Raw genomic sequence first — 18,549 nt, 5'->3', positions numbered from 1 at the left:
GGCGCGCTCGAAAGCGAGCGGACGCGACTGCCGGTCCCCTCGCCCCGAGCACGGCCACCTGTTCGCCAATCTGGAACGGCTCCGAAGCGGCTGCGTCGGTCTGCGCCATCCGCGCCTTCTAAGTCGCGAAGCGCCGACCGTTCGCGTGATGCGTTCCTTCCGCACCCTCGACGACCTGCCGGCACAGCAGCGCGTGCTCGTCCGCCTGGACCTCAACTCCCCGGTCGAGGACGGCGTCGTGCAGGACAACCGCCGATTCTCGCGCCACGCCGAGACCGTCGCCGAACTCGCCGAGGCCGGCCACCGCGTCGCGCTCATGGCCCACCAGGGTCGCCCCGGCAGAGACACCTTCGTCTCGCTGGAGCAGCACGCCGACATCCTCGCGGAGCACGCCGGCGTCGACGTGGACTTCGTCCCGGACACCTTCGGCGACGACGCCCTCGCGGCCATCCGCGGCCTCGACGCGGGCGACGTGCTCCTGTTGGAGAACACCCGGATGACCGACGATGAACTGCCGGAAAAAGAGCCCGAGGGGCACGCCGCGAGCGACTTTGTCGAGACACTCGCGGCGGAGTTCGACGCGTACGTCAACGACGCCTACTCGGCCGCGCATCGCAAACACGCCTCGCTCGTCGGCTTCCCGCTCGCGCTCCCGAGCTACGCCGGCCGGGTGATGCAGACGGAGTACGAGGCCAACACCGCCATCGCCGAGCGGGAGTTCGACGGCGACGTGACGATGGTCATCGGCGGGACGAAGGCGACCGACGTGATCGGCGTGATGGAGGCGCTCGATGAGACCGTCGACCGGTTCCTGCTGGGCGGCGTCGCCGGCGAGTTGTTCCTCCGCGCGGCCGGCTACTCGGTCGGCGAGGACGTGGAGACTGACCTGTTCGACGATCAGTGGGACGCCAACGAGGAGGTCATCCGCTCGGTGCTCGACGAGCGACGCGATCAGGTGACGCTCGCGACCGACCTCGCCTACGAGGACGACGACGGCGAGCGCGCCGAGGTCGCCGTGGGCGACATCGAGGAGAAGTCGCAATCGTTCCTGGATATCGGCTCCGACACGGTCGCCGACTACGAGCCGGTGGTCCGCGACTCCGAGGCGGTGTTCGTGAAGGGCGCGCTCGGAGTCTTCGAGGACGAGCGCTTCAGCGTCGGCACGGTGGGCGTGCTGGAAGCCATCGCCGAGACGGACTGCTTCTCGGTCGTCGGCGGCGGCGACACCTCCCGCGCGATCACGATGTACGGGATGTCGGAGAGCGACTTCTCGCACGTCTCCATCGCCGGCGGCGCGTACATCCGCGCGCTCACGGGCGAGCCACTTCCCGCGGTCGAACTACTGGTCCAGAGCGCCGAGCGCGAGGCGTAACACGGCCCGCTCTGTGACCACGCGCGAGCGCGGGCGTCGCAGCGCAGGCGCATGGTTTGATTACTCGACGGCGCGACCCGCCGACCATGCTCGTCGGCGTCGTCTCCGACACCCACGACAACGCACAGTACGTCGACGCGGCGGTCGCCGCCTTCGCTGACGCGGGCGTCGACGCCGTGGTCCACTGCGGCGACATCGTCGCGCCGTTCTCCGTGACGCCGTTCGACCCGGACGCAGTCGACGGCTCGGACGCAGACTGGAAGCTTCACGCCGTCCGCGGCAACAACGACGGCGAGTGGGCGCTCGCTGACGCGGTCGAGTCGTTCGGCACCTACCACGGCGAGTTCGCGGAGCTGACGCTCGACGGCGCGGACTTCGCCGTCTACCACGGCACCAGCGAGCCGATCGTCGATGCCCTGATCGCCAGCGAGAACTACGACTACGTCTGTCGCGGTCACACCCACGAACGGGTGCACGAGGAGCGCGGGGGGACCGTCCACATCAACCCCGGCGGCGTTCCGATCCCGGGACGGGAGGAGGAGCCCGCCGCCGCAGTCGTCGATACCGCGTCCGACGAGGTGTCGTTCGTCGGGCTCGGATAGCGGGACCGACGGACCGTTCGGGAATCGCGTGAACCGGGGTCAGTCGTCGCTGTTGCTCTTCGGAACCACCCGCTGGCGCTGGCCATCGAACAGTGACTCCAGGCCGACGCCGAGCGTCTCGTCGGTCGTCGCCATGCTCGTCTCGCGGTCCTCCCAGTCGAGCAGCGCCCGGATCGCGTCGATGTTCTCCGGGATCACGTCGGACTCTTGGTGGATCGACTGGAACAGGTACAGGTCGCGCCCCTCCATCGAGACGGAGTGCTCCCAGATGCAGTTCTCCCAGAGGTCGCCGCGGGGGCGCCCGGTGTCCATCGCGAACTCTTTCAGCTTCCCCGTCCCGTCGATCCCCGTCTCCTCGGGGACGAGGAACAGCCGCGACTCCGCCGAGAGCAGATCGCGCACCTCGTCGGCGGAGGGCGCCTCCTCCAGCGTCACGTTCACCGAGTGGAGGTGCATCAGCGTTGCGGGCACCTTCACGCCGAGCGTGTCGATGTCCACGTCGGGGATGATCGTGTTCACGTCGGGGCCGTGGTGAGAGGGGATCGTGACCGGGTCCGGGAGGATGTCGTTGATCGGTCCGCGGGAGGTCTGTCCGGGGTCGCCGCCGCGGCGAACGAGCGTCACGCGGGACTTCTCGACGCCGTAGGTCTCGATCAGCGGGGTGAGCAGCCGCGAGAGCCCCGTCGTGTTGCAGGAGACGACGCGGGCGGCGTCGACATCGTCGGCTCGGGCCCGGTCGTAATTCGAGCGGGCGTTGAAGCTCACGTCGGCCATGTCTGCGTCCTCGCCTCCCTGGAAGATGGCCGGCGTGTCGTAGCGCTCGTACAGCTCGCGGTTGTCGGCGCCGATGCCGGAGGGCGTCGTGTCGACGACCACGTCCGCGGTCATCACCATGTCCTCGACCTCGCCGGCGAGGTCGATGCCCGCCTCGTGGAACAGGTCCGCGCGCTCCGGGATCGCGGCGTACAGCGGGTACCCCTTCCGGATCGCCGCCTCCGCCTCGTAGTTCGGGCGGGTCTTCGCCACGCCCGTCAGCGTCATGTCGGGCTGTGCGGCCACCGCGTCGGCGACGCGCTTTCCGATCGTGCCGTACCCGTTGACGCCCACCTGGATCATTGTCAGATGGTCCTTCGTGACCGGGGTTAATCGTTACGGGTTGTATAACCAGAAAGCAACTACGGACCGAGTAAGCTCCCCGAATTCGCCGGAATCGCCCACGCGCGATCGGGACGATCTCGGGAGTCGTCGACCCCGGTCTTGGGCGGCGCTCCGACAGGTCCAAACCGAATCGGCTCGCAGCGCCGGTATGGACGACGACCTCCGTGCCGCCGCGGAAACGGCGATCCACCAGTGTCTCGACCTCGGGGACGAGGAGTCGCTCGCAGTCGTCACCGACGACAAGCGCGCCGAGATCGGCGAGGCGCTGTACGCGGTCGCCGGCGAGGTGATGCTCGACGCGAGCGTGGTCCGGTATCCGTCCGCGAGCCAGCACGGTGAGGAACCGCCGGCGCCCGTCGCCGCCGCGATGCGGGAGGCCGACGCCTTCCTCGCGCCGACGACCAAGAGCCTGAGCCATACTCGCGCTCGCGGTGCCGCCTGCGAGGCGGGCTCGCGCGGCGCGACGCTCCCGGGAATCACCCGCGAAGTGTTCCTCACTGGACTCGACGCCGACTACGAGGCCATCGCCCGTCACTGCGCCGAGGTGCGCGAGCAGGTCGACGACGCCGAGGAGATCCGGGTGACTACGGAGGCCGGCACCGACCTCACCGTCGAGCCGGGGTCCCGGGAGTTCCTGTCGGACACCGGCGACGTGAGCGAGCCGGGGTCGTTCTCGAACCTCCCCGCGGGCGAGGTGTTCGTCAGCCCCGAGACCGCGAACGGGACGTACGTCGTCGACGGGACGATGATGCCACACGGGCTGCTGGAGGGCCGGGAACTCGCGTTCGAGGTCGAGGACGGCTACGTGACCCACATCTCCGACGACGAGGTGCGCGAGCAGGTGGAGGCCGCCGCCGAGGAGGTCGGCGAGGACGCCTACAACCTCGCGGAACTCGGGATCGGGACGAACGTCGGGGTCACGGACCTGGTCGGCTCGGTCCTGCTCGACGAGAAGGCCGCCGGCACCGTCCACGTCGCCATCGGCGACGACGCGGGCATCGGCGGCGACACGGACGCGCCCCTCCACCTCGACGGGATCGTGACCGAGCCGACCGTGTACGCGGACGGCGCGGAAGTGGAGCTTCCGCGGTGAGGGTGCGGTGCGTGGCCGACCGAACCCGCCGCTCCGGGCGGTCGCCGCCCTCCGACAGCGTCAGTCGACGCAACGCACGGCGTCGAACAGCCCCTGGAGCGTGGAGACGGTTCGATCGTCGTGGGCCCGCGGGTCGAGGTAGAACTGCCCGCGGGCGCCGGTCCGGTGAACGCCCGTGACCAGCGTGTGCAGGAACCGGTACGCCTCCCGCAGATCAACGTACTGGAGCAGCGCCGTCACGGAGTCGAACGCGACGAAGAGGCCGCCGTGGGTGCGCGCCTCCCCGAGGGCGTCCTGCCACTTCATGCACAGGCCGGTGAGGTCGTGCGGGTGGGCGGTCTCGGCGGCGAACGACCCCCCGTCGGCGGCGACCCCCGGGCCCGGGACCTCGCCGGTGCCCGAGGCGTCGACCACCATGTGACACGGCGGGGAGCCGACCTCCGCGCGCCAGCGCTCGTGGAGCGTCACCGGGTCCGTGTCGTAGGTGAACTCCACCACCGTTGGGTGCTCGACGTACCCCGTCACGGCCTGCCGCTTCAGCGTCGTCCGCCGCTCGGCACCCGGCGGCGTCAACGCCAGTTCCGCCTTCGATGTCCGTGTTCGCGGTTCGCCGGCGTCCTGCCTCTCGACGCCGTCGCCCTCGCCCGTCGCGTGTCCCGCCCTCCCGCGCCCGCTCATGGTGTCTACCCCCGCCGACGCGGGTGGTGTACGTAATCGATTCCCCCGGATTCTCACCGACGGTAATCAGGCGATCGCGACAACGACCTCAGTGGGCCGCGCCGCCGAGGAACAGGGTTCGGACGACGACGAACACGCCGACGAGGAAGTAGACGCCGATGAGCATCCGCATCACGGTCGACTCCGAGAGGCGGTTGTTGAGGTAGGCGCCGGCTTGTCCCCCGAACAGGCAGCCGGTCGCGACGAAGATCCCGACACCGAAGGGGACCGTGAACCCCTCGCCGGTGATCGAGGGGACGAACCGCAGGAGCGCGAGGTTGGCGAGCAGCGCCGCGACGATGGTGACGTGGAGCACGAGCGCGCTCGTCCCCGTCGAGAGCTTCAGCGGGACGCGCCGGCGGAGCGTGAGCATCGCCTGAGTGAGCTCCCCGATGGCGATACCCACCAGCCCCGCGAGCGTGCCCCCGAGCACGGTGACGAGGACGTCCGGCAGTTCGAGGTGGAAGTCGGCCGGGTCGCCGCCGTCGCCGACGACGGCGTCGCCGCTGCCCCGCTGGCTCGGGGAATCGGCCGCCCCGCCCATGTGGTCGCTCGGCGGCGTCTCGGCGGCGTCGTGCGTGTCCGAGAACACACGCGTCTGCGGCTCGTAGTCGGCGTCGAGGACGGCGAGCACGGACAGTTCCGGCTTCTCCGCGACCGCGTCGACGAGCGACGGGCCGTGCTCGTGTGCCTCGTAGAGGACGACCGCGAGCGTCACGAGCAGGCCGCCGAACCCGAGCATGAGCGCGTTCGAGGGGACGAAGTACGAGCCGACACGGGCGATGGCGGCGACCGGCACCGCGATCGCGAGCAGCCGCGCGGCGACGTTGAAATCGATCTGGTGGCGGTACCAGTACGCGGCGACGCTGGAGGAGTACCCGAACAGCTCGACGAACAGCGCCAGCCCGACGGCCGCGTTGACCGCGAGGTCCGGGAACCCAGGAACGAGCGCCGGGAATACGAACAGGAACGCGGGAACGAACAGCACGGCGGCCTCCATCGCGAAGGTGTTCACCGTCGTGGCGATGGTGAACCCGAGCACCACGAGCACGACGAGCCCGACGGCCGGGACCCCCGTTCCGAACACTACCTGACACCCCGGCTCGCGGGGATCGGTTTACGGGTCGCTGCTGCGGTCGTGTCCGGTGAAAATCGACGGGTCACTGTGAGTGTAGGGCCGTGGTGACCGAACGGATAAAAGTCCTGTCGCCGACGGGCGATTTGAGCATCGGTCAGGCACGATAGTCCAGAACACAGAGCACAGCGTGCGGACCGCCGAACACGGGATTGATACGGTTCGGTCGCCTCGATCGGAAGCATGACAAGGGAGATCCGCGCGCTCGACGACCGCACCGTCCGCGAGATCGCCGCGGGCGAGGTCGTCGAGCGACCCGCCTCCGTCGTGAAGGAACTCGTCGAGAACGCGCTCGACGCCGGCGCATCCAGGGTCGCCGTCGCCGTCGAGAACGGCGGCATCGACGGCATCCGTGTCCGCGACGACGGCGCCGGGATCCCCCCCGACGAGATCCCGATGGCCGTGGCGAAACACGCCACCAGCAAGCTCGACGGCATGGACGACCTCGATTCGGGCGTCGCCACGCTCGGCTTCCGGGGCGAGGCGCTCCACTCCGTCGGCGCGGTCGCGGAGCTGACGGTCCGCTCGCGCACCCCAGACGCCGACACCGGCGCGGAGCTGGTCGTCGACCACGGCGACGAGGGCGACGTGCAGCCGGCGGGGTGTCCCGTCGGCACCACCGTCGAGGTCCGGGACCTGTTCGGACGCACGCCAGCGCGCCGGAAGTTCCTCAAGACGCCCGCCACGGAGTTCGATCGCGTCAGCGGCGTCGTCTCCGCGTACGCGCTCGCGAACCCCGGGGTGGCCGTGTCGCTGGAGCACGACGGCCGGGAGGTGTTCGCCTCACCCGGCGACGGGAACCGTCGCTCGGCGGTGCTGGCGGTGTACGGCCGCGAGGTCGCGGAATCGATGATCGACGTGGACCACGAGTCCGACTCGGGCGAGGTCCGCGTCTCGGGGCTCGTCTCACACCCGGAGACGACCCGCGCGGGCCGGGAGTACCTCACCACCTACGTGAACGACCGCTGGGTGCGCGACGGCGACCTCCGCGGCGCCGTCGTCGACGCCTACGGCGGCCAACTCGCCACCGACCGCTACCCGTTCGCCGTCCTGTTCGTCGACGTGCCCGCCCGCGCGGTCGACGTGAACGTCCACCCGCGCAAGACGGAGGTGCGCTTCGACGACGACGCCGACGTGATCGAGACCGCCCGCGAGGCGGTCCGGGCGGCGCTGCTGGAGCACGGCCTCGTGCGCTCATCGGCGCCGCGGGGACGCTCGGCGCCCGAGGAGGCCGCCGTCGACCCCGAGGTCGTCGGCGGCGCCGGGACCGATCACGAACGCGCCGCGCGCGAGCGGCAGGGAGCGGGCGGCGGGGCCGTCGAGCATGACGACGGTGGCGGCGACAACGGCGACGACAGCGACACCAGCGGCGACGGGGAGACCGCCGACGCGACGAGCGCGGGCGCGGAGCCCACCTCCTCGGTGCTCGACGCCTGGGGTGAGTCCGCCGACGCGACGCCCGACGACCCCGCGGACGCGCCGGCGGACGGCGTGACACCGCCCGACGGCGACACGGGCACCCCGGAGTCTGAGCCGGCGGGCGAATCGGCCGACACGCCGGCGACCGACGCGACCGGCACGGACACCGCGACCGGCACGGACACCGCGACCGACACGGACACCGCGACCGACGACGGCGACGCGGCGTGGCGGGTCGACATCGGTGGGAGCGGCGACGCGACCGACCGACCGACGGACCACCCCGAGCGCGGGCGGACCGACGCGACCGCCGGCGGCGCGCCCTCGCCGCGAGCCTGGCAGTCGAACGGCGGCGAGGCGGCGGACGACGGCGAGACAGTGGTCGACGACGGAACGGCGGACGATGGCGAACTGCCGGCCGGGGACCGCACGTGGGGGACGCCCTCGCAGTCGACCCTCGCCGGCGGCACCACCGACGAGCGGACCGAACGCGACCGCCTCCCGCCGATGCGCATCCTGGGGCAGTACGACGACACCTACGTCGTCTGCGAGACCGACGACGGGTTGATGCTCGTCGATCAGCACGCCGCCGACGAGCGCGTCAACTACGAGCGGCTCCGCGACGCCGTCGGCGACGCCGCGCCGGCCCAGACGCTCGCGAGCCCCGTCGAGTTGGAGCTGACCGCCCGCGAGTCGGAGCTGTTCGAGACGTTCCGTGAGGCGCTGCGGGAGGTCTGCTTCCGCGCGGAGCGGGTGGAGCGAGGGAACGGTGATCGCAACGACGACAGCGAAGATCCCTCCACGGGCCACGCCGTCGCGGTGACGGCGGTTCCGGCGGTGTTCGACGCAACGCTTGACCCGGACCTGCTGCGGGACGTGCTCGCGGCGTTCGCCGACGAGGTGACCGCCGGCGACCGCCCCGTCTCGGAGGTGGCAGACGCCCTATTGGCGGACCTGGCGTGCTACCCGTCGGTCACTGGTAACACCTCGCTGACCGAGGGCAGCGTGGCGGAGCTGCTGGACGCGCTCGACGCCTGCGAGAACCCCTACGCGTGCCCGCACGGGCGCCCAGTGCTCGTGGAGTTCGGCCGCGGGGAGATCGAGGACCGCTTCGAACGCGACTACCCCGGTCACGGCGGGCGGCGCGAAGAGTAGGCGGCGTCGACTCGACCGGCGCGGCGCTTCCAGACCCTTCTTGGTGGCCCCTGCCGTCACCTCGCGCATGACCGACCTCGTCACGTTCGGGGAGACGATGCTTCGACTCTCTCCGCCGCAGGGGACCCGCCTGGAGACGACAGCCGAATTTGACGTGCGCGTCGGCGGCGCCGAGAGCAACGTCGCGGTCGCGGGGGCGTCGCTGGGGCTCGACTCAGTGTGGCTCTCGAAGCTCCCGCGCTCGCCGCTTGGCCGCCGCGTCGTGAGTGAGTTGCGCGCCCACGGCGTCCGGACCGGCGTCGCGTGGGACGACGGCGACGACGCGCGCCTCGGCACGTACTACCTCGAACACGGCGGCGAGCCGCGCGGCACGAACGTCATCTACGACCGCGCGGACTCGGCGGTGACGACGGTGTCGACCGAGGAGCTCCCGCTGGGCGTGCTCGACGATGCGACCGCGTTCCACACGACCGGAATCACCCCGGCGCTGTCGGACGCCGCCGCCGAGACGACGCGCGCGGTGCTCGAACGCGCGAGCGCCGCGGGCGCGACCACGAGTTTCGACCTGAACTACCGGAGCAAACTCTGGAGCCACGCGGAGGCACGCGAAACCCTGACAGCCCTGTTCGATCACGTCGACGCGCTGTTCGTCGCGAAGCGGGACGCGGAGGCGGTGCTCGAGCGCGAGGGCGAGGCGGTCGAGGTCGCCCACGGCCTCGCCACCGACTTCGGGTTCGAAACGGTCGTGATCACCCGTGGCGACCGCGGCGCGCTCGCGCTCCACGGCGGCGAGGTGTTCGAGCAGCCGGTGTACGAGGCCGACACGCTCGACGCCATCGGCACCGGCGACGCGTTCGTCGGCGGCTTCCTCGCGAAGCGGTGCGCCGGCGGCGACGTGGACGCCGCCCTGGAGTGGGGCGCCGCGACCGCGTCGCTCAAGCGGACGATATCGGGGGACCTAGCGGTCGTCACGCCCACAGAGGTCGAGCGCGTCGTCGCCGAGGGCGAGGGCGGGATCTCGCGGTAGCACGGCCGTCCGGTCAGACGCGGCCGCGTCCCCGGTCACGCTCGCGGCCCGCTTCCGGTGGCTCCTCGGTGTGATCGAGCGCGGTGGCGTACGCCTCGCGGACCTCGGTGAACGCCTCGCGGCTCCCCCCCTGATCCGGGTGCGTCTCCTTCACTTTCTCCCGGTAGGCCCGCTCGACGGACGCCTCGTCGGCGGTCGCGGGCAGGCCAAGCGTGTCGAACGCGGCGGTGACCGGGGGCGACGCCGCCGGGTCGGGGCCGAGGTGGACCTCGGGAACCTCGAACGGGAGCCGCCGTCCCAGGTGACGACCCGGCATCTCGTGTTCACAGAGCACGACGTGTTCGTCGCGCGAGTCGTCGTTCGTGATGCCGAAGTACGCGTGCACGTCGAAGGTGAGCGCGACCCGTCGGTCCGGGAGGTAGAAGGCGACGCGAACGCCGTCGATGTCGGCGTCTTCGACGAACCGCTCGTCGATACGCCGGAGGTAGTCGCGGATCTCCGCCTTCCGCCGGAGCGACCCCTGGTCGGGGCCGCCCGGGCGGGCGGGCGGATCGGGAAACAGGCGATTGGCCGCGAGGAAGACGCCGGCGACGCCGGCGGAGGCGAGGACGCCGGCGGCGACGCCCCACAAGAGCCATCCCGGCAGCGCGGCGAGCCACTCACCGAACACACCCGCGGTTGGCGACCGGCGCTATTGAACCCCTCGCCGGTCCGCCGGAGCCGCGTGCGGACGCGCCCGCATCGTCGTCCGGACAGCCGACGGCGTCTAGACGCTATATAGATGACGACGACCGTGATCTATATAGACAGCGGTGCACGGGCCCGCGGCGCAGTCGCTCGGGAGGTGGCGGTGAAGAGAGGAGGAAGAGGGTGGTGTCGCTGCCGCTCAGATCATTCCGTTGTCTTTCAGCCCCTGGATGACGTCGTCGACGAGCGAGTCGACGTTCTCGTAGGGGAAGTCTTGGCTGGAGCCCAGCTTGGCGGCCAGCTCCATCGCGGTGACGGAGAAGTCGCCGGACTCGAACTTCGTGCCGGGGCCCTGGGGGAGCGCGGGCACGAGATCCATCTGGCTCGACACCGGGAAGTCGGCGCCGGAGAACGCGTCTTCGAACTGCTTGCGGAGGTCGGCTTCCACGTCGTCAGACATACGCACACCGCCGGGCGACGGCCGCAAAAGCGTTCCGGAACCACGGTAAACACCGGGAGAGTTTCAGCACCCGGCGGACCGGGCCGGAATCCCCGCGATTAATCCTGGGCGGGCCGAACTGTGGGCTATGGCGTTCGATTTCGATTTCGACCTGCTGCGTGAGTTGACCGAGGCCAGCGGCGTCCCCGGCTACGAGGATCGCGTGCGCGACCGCGTGCGGACGGTGTTCGACGAAGCCGTCGACGAGGTGCGCACCGACGCGATGGGGAACGTGATCGGGACCGTCGAGGGCAGCGGCGACTACGAGGTCGCCGTCGCCGCGCACATGGACGAGATCGGCTTCATAGTGAAGCACGTCACCGACGACGGCTTCCTGAAGGTCGACGCGCTCGGCGGCTGGGACCCCCGCGTACTGCGCGCTCAGCGCGTGCGCGTCCACACGCAACAGGGCGACCTCACCGGCGTCATCGGCTCGGTGCCGCCGCACACGCTCTCGGAGGAGGACCGCGAGAAGGAGGACGCCGTCGAGGATGTTGTCATCGACCTCGGGCGCGACGCCGAAGAGGTCGACGACCTCGTCTCCGTCGGCGATCTCGTGACGATGGAGCAGTCCACCGTCCGGATGGGCGAGACGGTCACCGGAAAGGCGCTCGACGACCGCGTGTGCCTGTTCGCGATGCTCGAATCCGCCCGCGAACTGGAGGCCTCCGAGGCGACGATCCACTTCTGTGCGACCGTCCAAGAGGAGGTCGGCCTCCGCGGCGCGCAGGCGCTCGGCGTCGACGTCGACCCGGACCTCGCCGTCGCACTCGACGTGACCATCGCCTCCGACATAGACGGTGTTTCCGAGGACAAGCAGGTGACCCGCCTCGGCGACGGCGCGGCGATCAAGCTCAAGGACGGCTCGGTCATCACGAACCCGAAGGTGACCCGCCGCCTGCGCGACGTGGCCGAGTCCGAGGAGATCCCACACCAGCTGGAAGTGCTCCCGGCCGGCGGCACCGATACGGCCGGCTTCCAGAACACCAACGGCGCGAAGCCGGTGGGCGCGATTTCGATCCCGACGCGGTACCTCCACACGGTGACGGAGACGGCCCACCGCGAGGACATCCGCGCGACCATCGACCTGCTGACGGCGTTCCTCGACAGCGAGGACGGCAGCCACGACTACTCGCTGTAAGCGCTCGCGAAGAAACGGCCTCGCGTCAGCGGGTCCCCGGCCGCCTCGGGCGGAGACGGCCGCGGTGGGGCGGCCCCGTCGTGTGCCTCTGACATCGCGCTCCCGGGCACCCCGGGTGAGCGTTCTCGGATTTCCTTGTCAACTTATTGGATCTGGAATAAATTTGCCAGTTGCTCACAGATGCGTCTCACGTTGTGATCGCCCCCCGATCGAGTCGGTCGGTTCTGGCAACCTGTCGTGAGAACTGTGATCGCCCGTCGATGGAGCCGCGTGAGAGGCCCGCGTGGTGATGTGCCGGTCGTTACTCCTCGCGCGCCGCTTCGAGTGCCCGCAGGACACGGCCCCACGGGACCGGTGGCGACACCGCATCGAGGTCGTCATCGAGGGCTTCGAGGCGCTCCTCAAAGTGATCGTACCACTCCGGACTGGCGGCGTCGTCGAGTCGGCGGGCCGCCTCGTCGACCGCCGCGCCGAAGTCGTCGAGTCGCTCTACGGCGTCGGTCAGATCGTCGTGGTGACCGGCCGGGACGTTGTCCGCCCGGTCCGCGAGCGTCTCCAGGTCGCGAACCTCCGCTCGCAGGTCACGCACCTGGAGCTCGAGGACGCGCCGCCGGAGCGTACAGTCGAACCACAGGTCAGCGTCCCCGTTCGCGGCAGCCACCGCTTCCACGTCGTCGGCCAGCCGGTCGACCGCCGTCGCCAGTTCCTCCACGTCGGCGGTGAGTTCTTCCACACGTTCGCTGGGTGACGACAGCCACCGCTCGAACGCCTCGGCCTCCATCGCGAGTTCGTCCGCCGCGCCCTGTTGCTCGTTCGCCGCCGTCTGGAGTCGGTTCAGATCCTGCGCGAAGGCGTACACGTCGTCGGGAACATCGCCGTTCGCGCGCTCGCCCGCACGGGCGACCAACTGTTGGAGGTCGGTGTCGAGGTCGGCCACCCGCGAATCGATGGCGGCCAGTCGCTCGTCGAAGCCGTCGAGGCGAGCGGCGACCGCGTCGACGTCGTCCACGTCGCTGGCGGCATCGCGGGCATCCTCGATGTCGAGCGCGGCGAACTCGGCACGCGTAGCCGGCGTGGAGACGACCTTCGCCGCGTACGCCACGGCGTCGTGGATCGTCTCTATCGTTATTTCACCCTCGTCGCTGATCGACGAGAGCGTCACCCGCGCGGAGCCCTCGTCGACACTCTCACGCTGGTCGGCGACGCGTGCGGCCGCCTCGGCGAGCGTCGTTCCGACGAGTTCGTCGTCGCTGTCGGCGGCGTCGTCCATGGTGACTCGCTCGGGCGTCAGCAACCAATATAGCTTCGGTACGCAGTCATGTGAGCGCAGTCACTCGATCGCTACCGGTACCGCCAATAGATATATTGAACTATATACCTATACAACTGGCTAGGTTTGATACGTAACACAGTTCTTCACATGGTTAGCTACCCAACTTCACGGTACCTATCATATAAACCGCTTTTTACTCCAGAGACATCCACCCAGGTGATGACGCAGGATACTGCGGCCAGCACCAAACGTCTCTCGCGGAGAACGTTCCTCGCGGCCTCCGGCGCGGCGGGCGTCGCCGGACTCGCGGGTTGTTCGGCCTCGTCGACTGACAGCGGTTCGGGCGGCTCCGATAGCTCGGGCGGCTCCGATAGCTCGGGCGGCTCCGGAGGAAGCGACTCGGGGAGCTCCGGAGACAGTTCCTCGGCTCCGTCGATGCTGACGGCGGAGGGATCTTCGACCGTGTATCCGATCGCCAACAAGGGCTCCTCCTACTGGAACTCCAACCCGCCGTCCTCCGACGGTGAGTACTGGGGCAGCAACGAGGAGGAGGGTAACACCGTCCCCGGCTGGAACGAACTCGCGAGCAACGGCGCGTCGGACATGCGCCTCGCCGACTACTTCGCCAGCCTCTACGGATTCGAGCCGACCGGACAGCAGGCGACCCCGCCGTACCCGACGTCGATCGGCCTGAGCCACTCGGGCACCGGCTGTCAGTCCGTCGTCGACGGCCTCGTCGACATCGGCAACTCCTCGGGCCCCATCACGGCCGAACTCGGCTGGAGCCAGGAGAAAGCCAACGAGGAAGTCGTCGACCACGTCCTCGGTCGTGACGGCCAACCCGTCGTCGTCAGTTCCGACATCTACGAGGCCGGCGTCACGCAACTGACCGGCGAAGAGATCCGCAAGATCTACCAAGACGAGATCACCAACTGGAACGAGGTCGGCGGCCCAGACCAAGAGATCTACGTCATCGGCCGTGCCGAGGGCTCGGGGACGGACACCGCCTTCCGTCTGAATATGCTGGGCTCCGCAGACGCTCCGATGTCGGGCGTCGACACGCGCTTCGGCCAGAACCAGCAGGTCGCACAGGCCGTCCAGCAGAACGAGGGCGCAATCGCGTACATGGCGCTGGCGTTCACCAGCGAGTCGGTTCGTCCCATCGCGATCAATTTCAATGGCACCGTCTACAAGCCCGACAAGGACGCGAAGAACACCATCTTCGACTCCGCGTACCCACTCAACCGTGACCTTCACCAGTACACGAAGATCACGGAGGAGACGCCCTCGGGCACAGACATGCGCGAGGCCGCGTTCATGAACATGTTCCTGACGGACTTCGGACAGCAAGTCTTTGTCAAGGCGAACAACTACATCCCGCTGCCGACGAAAGACATCAAAAGCGAGTTCGAGAAGCTGCCAGACCAGGTCTAAGACGACCTGTCACGCTGCCGTTTCGTCTCGCCGTATCATCACGCCGTTTATTTCCATACGTCCGAACCACCGCAATACACGCACGATGGCACAAGCAACCAACAGAGTAGAATCGAGCGTCGAGACGGCAGCCAGAACCGTCCGTCGCGTTAGGGATTCCCTCGAGGACGAGGAACCCGAGGCCGTCGCCGTCGCCGGCGTCGTCGTCGCCTCGTTGTTGTTCGCCCTCGTCGGTTTCCTACTCGTCTCGTCGCTGACGATACTCCCGTTCGCGGTCTTCGTCATCTCCGCGGGCTACGGCTGGGTTCGACACCAGGAACTCACCGCCAAGGTCCTCGCGCTGGCGACGACCGTGTCGACGATCCTGATACTGTTGTTGATCACCGTCTTCATCATCGTTGAGGCAGTCCCCGTCGTCCGCTACGAGAGCGTGACCGTGTTCGGGGTGTCGATCCCCGGCGTCCGCATGTTCATCCAACCGAACTGGGACGCCGTCTCCCCGCCTATCCGCTTCTCGATGGTCCCGATGATCCACGGGACGGTCATGGTGACGATCATCGCGACGGCCGTCGCCGCGCCGCTGGGCGTCGCGGCCGCGCTGTTCCTCTCTGAGATCGCGCCCGCTCCCGTCCGCGAGGCGGTCAAGCCCGGCGTGGAGATTCTCGCCGGTATCCCGTCGATCGTCTACGGCTTCATCGGCTTCACCATCCTCAGCCCGTGGGCCTCAGACCAGTTCGACATCCTCGGACAGGGGACGTATCTGTTCGTGGGTATCGTCGTCGGCCTGATGGCGCTCCCGACGGTCGTCTCCGTCGCGGAGGACGCCCTCTCGTCGGTGCCGGAGTCGATGAAGAGTGGGTCGCTCGCCATGGGCACCACCGACTGGCAGACGATGATCTCGATCACGCTTCCCGCGGCGTTTTCCGGCGTCTCGGCGGCGGTCCTGCTGGGCGTCGGTCGGGCCATCGGCGAGACGATGGCGGCAACGGTGATGCTCCGGGGGGTCCCGAAGCTGACCGAACCGCTGTACAACGCCTTCTACGGACAGGAGACGCTCACGTCGCTCATCGCGCGCAACTACGGCGAGGCCGACGGCCTCCAGCTGAGTGCGTTGTTCATGGCTGGCGTCATTCTCTTCATCACTGTCATGTTCCTCTCGATCGGGTCGCAGTACGTCGAAGCTCGCATGCGGAGCAAGCTCGGAGGTGAGCAGTGATGTCGACCGAGACCGACACCCGAAACCCGCTCGTCCGCGACGGCGCAGAGAGCACCGGACTCGTCGCCGCGGGCGCGGTCGCCCTCGCGGCGCTGCTGTTCGCGCTCTCGCTCGCGGCGCTGTTCCAACAGCTATCGTTGACCGACACGCTCGCGGGCGTTCCCGTCTCGACGTTCCTCGGCGGTGCGCTGGTCGTGCTCGGCGGCGCGGTCGTCGTCTTCGGCGTCGGCTCGCGACTCGGCTACGTCGAGACCGAACCGCAGGCAAGCGCCGGCATGGTCGCCGGCATCGCGTTCGGATTCGTCTGGTTCGTCGCCGGCGGCCTCGTCGCCTCCCAGACGATCGGAGTCGGCACGATCGGGTGGCTGCTCTCGGCGATCTTCGTCGGCGGCGGCGTGTTCGCGGTGAGCGTCGTCACCCGCGAGGACATCGGGTCGACGCTTCCCGCGGGCGTGCTCACCGCGTTCGTGGGCCTCGTGTTCGTCACCGGCGTCATCGGTCCGTCGTGGGTGTGGAATCTCGGCTGGGAACAGCAGGCGTCGTTCACGGCCGGCTTCACCATCCCGACGTTGACGCTGTTCAGTTCGCTCCTCTCGGGGTGGGCCGCCGCGAAGGCGTACGGCGGCTTCGGCGCACGCGGCCGCCACACGGGCGCGTACACGCTCGTCTATCTCAACGCCGTCTCCATCGTCGGCGTCCTCTTCATTCTGCTCGCGTTCACCGTGTACAAGGGTATCGGCGGCGTGCTCAACGGCTTCGCGGTCGGTGCGGGCGTCGGCCCGACGTCGACGGTCGTGCTGTTTGGCATCGCGTTCTCGTTTGACTGGCCGGTGTACCTCCCGTTCGTGATGAACGGTGTTGGCCTGATGAACGAGTTCAACGGCGTCCTCCCGGCCATCGTGGGAACCATCTGGCTCGTCGTCGGCGCGGTGCTGTTCGCGGTGCCGCTGGGCGTCGGCGCGGCCATCTTCCTCACCGAGTACGCCGAGCGCGGCCGCTTCACGCAGGCGGTCGAGGTGGCGACGAACGGCCTCTGGTCGACGCCGAGTATCGTTTTCGGCCTGTTCGGGTTCGCGTTCCTCATCCCCCGCTTCGGCAACGGGAAGTCGCTGTTGGCGGGAATGCTCACGCTCGGATTCATGCTCCTCCCGCTTGTGGTCATCACCAGCCGTGAGGCGATGCTGTCGGTGCCCGACGAGTACCGGGACGCCAGCGCGGCGCTGGGCGTCACGAAGTGGCAGACCATCCGCAGCGTCGTCCTCCCGGCGGCGCTGCCGGGCGTCGTCACGGGCATCATCCTCGGCGTCGGCCGCATCGCCGGCGAAACGGCACCCATCCTGCTGACGATGGCGGGCGGCGTGTTCGTCCCCGGCAGCCAGACGCCCGACATCGTCGGCGGCTTCGCGTTCACCTCGTCGCCGCCGTTCGTCGAGAATCCGGTGCTGCTCGATGCGGCATCGGCGCTGCCGTACCAACTGTACGCCCTGATCACCGCCGGCGTTGGCGCGTCCGGCAACGTCGCCAACCCTGACGAGTTCAAGTGGGCGACCGCGCTCGTACTGCTCGTCGTCGTGTTGTCGTTCTACGCGATCGGCATCGCGGCGAGGTACTACTTCCGGAGGGAACTTAACCAATGAGCGAGACCACTCAGCGAACGACCGACATGGAGACCGAGAACCGCACCGACACGCAGACCGACCCCGAGACGACCACCGGCGAGACCGAAGAACAGGTCCAAGACGAGTGGCGCAACTACGAGTTCGCCGGCGAACCGAAACTCGCCGTCGACGATCTGGACGTGTACTACGGCGACGACCACGCGCTCAAGGGCGTCTCGATGGACATCCCCAAGAACAGCGTCACAGCGCTCATCGGACCGTCTGGCTGCGGGAAGTCGACGTTCCTCCGCTGTCTCAACCGGATGAACGACCGCGTCAAGAGCGCCCGCATCGACGGCTCGGTGAAACTCGACGGCCAAGAGATCTACCAGGAGGGCGTCAACCTCGTCGAACTCCGCAAGCGCGTCGGCATGGTGTTCCAGTCGCCGAACCCGTTCCCGAAGTCGATCGCCGAGAACATCTCTTACGGCCCACGCAAACACGGCGACATCGAGACGGGGCTGCTCGCGCGCCTCCTCGGGCGCGCGAACGAGGACGAGCGCGACGAACTCGTCGAGCGCTGTCTGCGCGACGCGGCGCTGTGGGACGAGGTGTCCGATCGTCTCGACGACAACGCGCTCGGCCTCTCCGGCGGGCAACAACAGCGCCTCTGTATCGCGCGCTGTCTCTCCGTCGACCCGGAGGTCATCCTGATGGACGAGCCAGCGTCCGCGCTGGACCCCATCGCGACCGCGAAGATCGAAGACCTGATCGACGACCTCTCCGAGCACTACACGGTGGTCATCGTGACGCACAACATGCAGCAGGCGGCGCGTATCTCCGACCAGACGGCCGTCTTCCTCACCGGCGGTGAACTCGTCGAGTACGACGACACCGACAAGATCTTCGAGAACCCGCAGTCCCAGCGCGTCGAGGAGTACATCAGCGGGAAGTTCGGATAACTCGACTCGCTCACTGGATTCCGCGGCTGGCCGTTCGATTTTGCGACGACGCTCCGCCCGC

The 18,549-nt window shown here is 68.9% G+C and carries 16 protein-coding genes; 10 read left to right on the top strand and 6 right to left on the bottom strand.

Annotated features, from left to right (window positions below; translation table 11 throughout):
* The first annotated feature begins 148 nt into the window (after window positions 1–148).
* On the top strand, window positions 149–1,372 hold the full coding sequence (locus BUE16_RS02440) for a phosphoglycerate kinase (protein ID WP_073306806.1): 1,224 nt from the start codon (window positions 149–151) through the stop codon (window positions 1,370–1,372).
* Between the two features lie 86 nt (window positions 1,373–1,458).
* Window positions 1,459–1,974, top strand: coding sequence for a metallophosphoesterase (locus tag BUE16_RS02435; protein ID WP_073306805.1), 516 nt, complete (start codon window positions 1,459–1,461; stop codon window positions 1,972–1,974).
* Window positions 1,975–2,013: 39 nt separating this feature from the next.
* On the opposite strand, the gene BUE16_RS02430 is transcribed toward BUE16_RS02435, so the two are convergent.
* Window positions 2,014–3,090, bottom strand: a complete 1,077-nt coding sequence (locus BUE16_RS02430; protein WP_073306804.1) for a type II glyceraldehyde-3-phosphate dehydrogenase — start codon at window positions 3,088–3,090, stop codon at window positions 2,014–2,016.
* A gap of 190 nt (window positions 3,091–3,280) precedes the next feature.
* Between BUE16_RS02430 and BUE16_RS02425 the strand changes: the two genes are divergently transcribed.
* Window positions 3,281–4,225 (top strand): aminopeptidase, encoded by a 945-nt coding sequence (locus tag BUE16_RS02425; protein ID WP_073306803.1) that lies wholly within the window; start codon window positions 3,281–3,283, stop codon window positions 4,223–4,225.
* A gap of 60 nt (window positions 4,226–4,285) precedes the next feature.
* Here BUE16_RS02425 and BUE16_RS02420 read toward each other — a convergent pair whose 3' ends face one another.
* The gene (locus BUE16_RS02420) at window positions 4,286–4,903 is read right to left on the bottom strand and encodes a DUF7504 family protein (protein WP_073306802.1); all 618 of its coding nucleotides are present in this window, start codon (window positions 4,901–4,903) and stop codon (window positions 4,286–4,288) included.
* Between the two features lie 88 nt (window positions 4,904–4,991).
* Window positions 4,992–6,029 carry a sulfite exporter TauE/SafE family protein gene (locus BUE16_RS02415; RefSeq protein ID WP_073306801.1) on the bottom strand — a complete coding sequence of 346 codons (1,038 nt, stop codon included), beginning with the start codon at window positions 6,027–6,029 and terminating at the stop codon, window positions 4,992–4,994.
* A gap of 231 nt (window positions 6,030–6,260) precedes the next feature.
* Here BUE16_RS02415 and mutL point away from each other — a divergent pair, with 231 nt between their 5' ends.
* Both mutL and kdgK1 read left to right on the top strand, forming a co-directional pair.
* On the top strand, window positions 6,261–8,651 hold the full coding sequence (gene mutL / locus BUE16_RS02410; RefSeq protein WP_073306800.1) for a DNA mismatch repair endonuclease MutL: 2,391 nt from the start codon (window positions 6,261–6,263) through the stop codon (window positions 8,649–8,651).
* A gap of 67 nt (window positions 8,652–8,718) precedes the next feature.
* Window positions 8,719–9,678 (top strand): bifunctional 2-dehydro-3-deoxygluconokinase/2-dehydro-3-deoxygalactonokinase, encoded by a 960-nt coding sequence (gene kdgK1 / locus BUE16_RS02405; RefSeq protein ID WP_073306799.1) that lies wholly within the window; start codon window positions 8,719–8,721, stop codon window positions 9,676–9,678.
* A gap of 13 nt (window positions 9,679–9,691) precedes the next feature.
* Here the strand turns inward: kdgK1 and BUE16_RS02400 are convergent, their stop codons facing one another.
* Both BUE16_RS02400 and BUE16_RS02395 read right to left on the bottom strand, forming a co-directional pair.
* Window positions 9,692–10,348, bottom strand: a complete 657-nt coding sequence (locus tag BUE16_RS02400; RefSeq protein ID WP_073306798.1) for a J domain-containing protein — start codon at window positions 10,346–10,348, stop codon at window positions 9,692–9,694.
* A 216-nt stretch (window positions 10,349–10,564) separates the two neighbouring features.
* Window positions 10,565–10,825: an MTH865 family protein gene (locus BUE16_RS02395; RefSeq protein ID WP_073306797.1), complete on the bottom strand. Its 261-nt coding sequence runs from the start codon at window positions 10,823–10,825 to the stop codon at window positions 10,565–10,567.
* A 127-nt stretch (window positions 10,826–10,952) separates the two neighbouring features.
* Between BUE16_RS02395 and BUE16_RS02390 the strand changes: the two genes are divergently transcribed.
* Window positions 10,953–12,005, top strand: a complete 1,053-nt coding sequence (locus BUE16_RS02390) for a M42 family metallopeptidase (protein ID WP_073306796.1) — start codon at window positions 10,953–10,955, stop codon at window positions 12,003–12,005.
* Window positions 12,006–12,306: 301 nt separating this feature from the next.
* Here BUE16_RS02390 and BUE16_RS02385 read toward each other — a convergent pair whose 3' ends face one another.
* Window positions 12,307–13,275 (bottom strand): hypothetical protein, encoded by a 969-nt coding sequence (locus tag BUE16_RS02385; protein ID WP_073306795.1) that lies wholly within the window; start codon window positions 13,273–13,275, stop codon window positions 12,307–12,309.
* Window positions 13,276–13,497: 222 nt separating this feature from the next.
* Here BUE16_RS02385 and BUE16_RS02380 point away from each other — a divergent pair, with 222 nt between their 5' ends.
* The 4 genes from BUE16_RS02380 (at window position 13,498) to pstB (ending at window position 18,488) form a co-directional block, all read left to right on the top strand.
* Window positions 13,498–14,712, top strand: a complete 1,215-nt coding sequence (locus BUE16_RS02380) for a substrate-binding domain-containing protein (protein WP_073306794.1) — start codon at window positions 13,498–13,500, stop codon at window positions 14,710–14,712.
* An 85-nt stretch (window positions 14,713–14,797) separates the two neighbouring features.
* Window positions 14,798–15,928 (top strand): phosphate ABC transporter permease subunit PstC, encoded by a 1,131-nt coding sequence (pstC, locus tag BUE16_RS02375; RefSeq protein WP_073306793.1) that lies wholly within the window; start codon window positions 14,798–14,800, stop codon window positions 15,926–15,928.
* On the top strand, window positions 15,928–17,565 hold the full coding sequence (pstA, locus tag BUE16_RS02370; RefSeq protein ID WP_073306792.1) for a phosphate ABC transporter permease PstA: 1,638 nt from the start codon (window positions 15,928–15,930) through the stop codon (window positions 17,563–17,565). The genes pstC and pstA overlap by 1 nt, the downstream gene beginning before the upstream one ends.
* Entirely contained in the window at window positions 17,562–18,488 is a 927-nt protein-coding gene (pstB, locus tag BUE16_RS02365; RefSeq protein WP_073306791.1) for a phosphate ABC transporter ATP-binding protein PstB, read from the top strand. The genes pstA and pstB overlap by 4 nt, the downstream gene beginning before the upstream one ends.
* The last annotated feature ends 61 nt before the right edge of the window (window positions 18,489–18,549 follow it).

The organism is Halobaculum gomorrense (assembly GCF_900129775.1).
GTDB classification, from domain to species: domain Archaea; phylum Halobacteriota; class Halobacteria; order Halobacteriales; family Haloferacaceae; genus Halobaculum; species Halobaculum gomorrense.
This window is presented reverse-complemented; position numbering and strand designations above follow the sequence as displayed.